Annotated in this window: 2 protein-coding genes; both read left to right on the top strand. The window is 62.1% G+C overall.

Annotated features, from left to right (window positions below):
• Positions 1-213: 213 nt before the first annotated feature.
• Entirely contained in the window at positions 214-861 is a 648-nt protein-coding gene (locus NKJ32_RS35270; protein ID WP_352596301.1) for an aspartate/glutamate racemase family protein, read from the top strand.
• 1,751 nt (positions 862-2,612) lie between these two features.
• On the top strand, positions 2,613-2,826 hold a 214-nt coding region (locus tag NKJ32_RS35265; protein ID WP_352830554.1), incomplete at its 3' end, for a DUF736 domain-containing protein.

Here is a 2,826-nt window from a genome sequence, read left to right as displayed (position 1 = left end):
TCCACCCCGTCTACTGCGCCCGGCCCCCCCCTCTATCCCACCCCCCCAAAACACACAAACCCCCCCCCCCCCCCCCCCGGGGGGCGCGGCCCCCCCCCCGGGGGGCCCGCCGGGTCCGGGGACGAAGATAGTGGGCATGCAGCCAACGGCTGGACCTGAAGCGATCGAAGGGCCATTTGATGGCGCACTCGCTGTGCCGGCCTGCTCAAGCAGGTGGTTGCGGCAGCGGACAATGTCGACGCCCATATCATAGCTTGCTTCGACGATACGGGTCTCGACGCTGCAAGGGCAATCGCTACCAAGCCCGTCATCGGCATAGGCGAGGCTTCGCTTCATGCCGTCAGCCTTGTCGCTCACAGCTTCTGTGTCGTGACCACTCTGTCACGTTCTGTGCCAATCATTGAAGACAACATTCGGCGGTACGGCTTCTCCCATCGCTGCCGACGGGTGCTTGCCTCCGACATCCCCGTCCTTGATCTGGAAAGACCTGAGAGTGGCGCGTCCGAACGAATTTCGGAACTCATACGCGAAGGCATCAGGCTGGGAGCGGAAGGCGTTGCACTGGGTTGCGCTGGCATGGCCGAGTTTGCATCCGCCCTCCAGCGCAAGCACGATATTCATCGTTGTGGATGGAGTAGGCGTCTCGGTCGGCCTTGCGCAGACTCTGATACGTTGCGGCCTCACGCCCTCCAAACGTGGCGTGTGGACGATGCCGGCCCGCGTGAAGGAGCTGGACAGGTTCGAATGACCCAGGCGGCCCCTCGCAAGCAGTGCGTTCGGAGCACAAGCGACTGGCACCATACATCCGCGCTTAGTACAAGAGCGGCGCTTAACTTTGGCCTCTGGCGACGTGGCTGCTAGGGTAAACATACAGTCGAACCGCCTGAGCAGGGCTAAATGAGCGACCAGCGCTTGGATGTAACGGCAAGGATTATCCCGACCGTGCATTATATTCAGGTTGCCTGGATTCTTGGAAGCTTTTCGAATTTTCTGTCTTGCGCCTCCCGCCGAATTGCACGCTCTTATGAAGGGAGTTGGCATGTCTGGATCCGCATTGGCGCAAATTTGATCAAGTACCGGTTGTGGGGTTCGGGCCGGTAGAGCGCTACCGCCTTTCCCCCAACTCATCGAACCACCAGTTCTGGCTTCGCTGCTGCGGCTGAACAAAACAAGTCGCGCGGCGACAATGCCTTTGGTCGCCGAAGTCAGAGCGTCGTCGCCGATCCAGCCGCCGGACTAGTCGAGAACTGGAATCGCGCTATCTCGGCCGGTCGGCTTCCATCCTGACGCAAAAAAATGCGGACCGCCGCGGACGGGGACAGTCGGTCCCGCGTCCCGTCCTGCGGACGGCGCTATGCTGACGCTCCTGCGGCTGTCCCGTTCACCGTCCGCGGCGGGGGCGAATTTCCTCCGCCCTGCGCGCGACAATCGTCCGCTGTTGCGGACGCGCGCAGGACTGCGGTTTATACGCCGTTCTTCCTTTGACGCCCTCGCGCACGGCGAGGCATTGCCGGAAAGGGACGCCTAAGCACAAGGCACCTCATGGAGGGTATCGCACCAGATGGCTGGGCGTCGGCACGCCGAGGAGACGTTCGTATCGGGTACGTTCTGGGTTTCCACCGCTCGCAAAACTTCGTGCTATCGAGGTGTCCGGGGCCCCCCAAGGGGGGGGCCGAAAATTCTCGAAAGGCGGGCCACTCGGCGGCGATGTTGAAGGCCTCGGCCTCCTCGATCGTGTCAGGCTGAGCGGGTTTCGTCTCCGGCTCAGAAACGTCCGCCGATCTGGCATCTGCTGCCTCGTCCTGCCGTTCAACCGATATCGCAGGTTGCTCGGTGCGCAAGACCGCAGCCCGGCTGGCCAACCTTCTCAGTGAGGCTTTGAAGTAGCGCGTATGCCGTGAAGATGCCGGCGCCGGCGCCGGCGACCCTCGGCGTCAGCTTAGTGGGATCATTCGGCAATGCTACGTAGGATCGGGGTGATGAAATCGTCTTCGTGTCCGATATCAATTGGCCCCCACTTGAGTCGACTGGGCACACGAAATCTTCGCGCTGCTTGGCGGCTTGGAAGCCGGTGCCCTCAGCAATCAATCGGTCGCCTTCGGAGCCGCCCCGAATGCGATGGCGGTTCAGCCCAAAGATCAGGGAAATCGGACGTCCCTTCGTCACCTGTTGGAGTCGTGACCGACAGTGTCTTGGCGCTTGAGATGACGTTTTTTGACCGAAGCGTCGAAGCGTTTCGGCGCGGGACGATAGTGGCCATGACCGATCGTAGCCATCGTGGCGTTTCCTCTCGTCGGTTCGTTCTAAGCCACGCCCACGGCGTTCTCGAATGGATTGGGTCCGACCGAAGACCGCCTTCGCTGCACTCAGTCTCGATCGTCTTCCCGCAACGACGTCGCTGCGTTTTCTTCCCCTGGCCGCTGCGCGTCCATTCCTCGCGATCCAAGAAAGCCTCGCGTCGCCGTCTTCCACTTCGTTTCAGCCCCTAAGGACCACCCCATTGCGCAGGCGCAACGGGGACCCCGGTGGGTGCGGCCCGATCGTCCCCGGTCTCACGACCACCATCGAGGCCGCGATACGCGCGGCCCGAGAAAAACAGAAGGAACCACCAAATGGCTACGATCGGCACTTTCTCCCGCATCGCGAACGGCTTCTCCGGCTCGGTCAAGACACTCAACCTCAACGTCAAGACAGTGTCGTTCACCCCGGCCGAAGGCGACAATGAAAAGGGTCCGGCCTTCCGCATCTTCGCCGGCGCCACCGAGTTCGGGGCGGCATGGAAGAAGACCTCGCGGGAGGGACGCGACTACCACTCCGTCAAGCTCG

The sequence above is a fragment of the Mesorhizobium sp. M0159 genome, from assembly GCF_040322295.1.
Taxonomy (GTDB): domain Bacteria; phylum Pseudomonadota; class Alphaproteobacteria; order Rhizobiales; family Rhizobiaceae; genus Mesorhizobium.
Note: the sequence above shows the minus strand (reverse complement) of the source record. Positions and strands in the feature narration are given on the sequence as shown.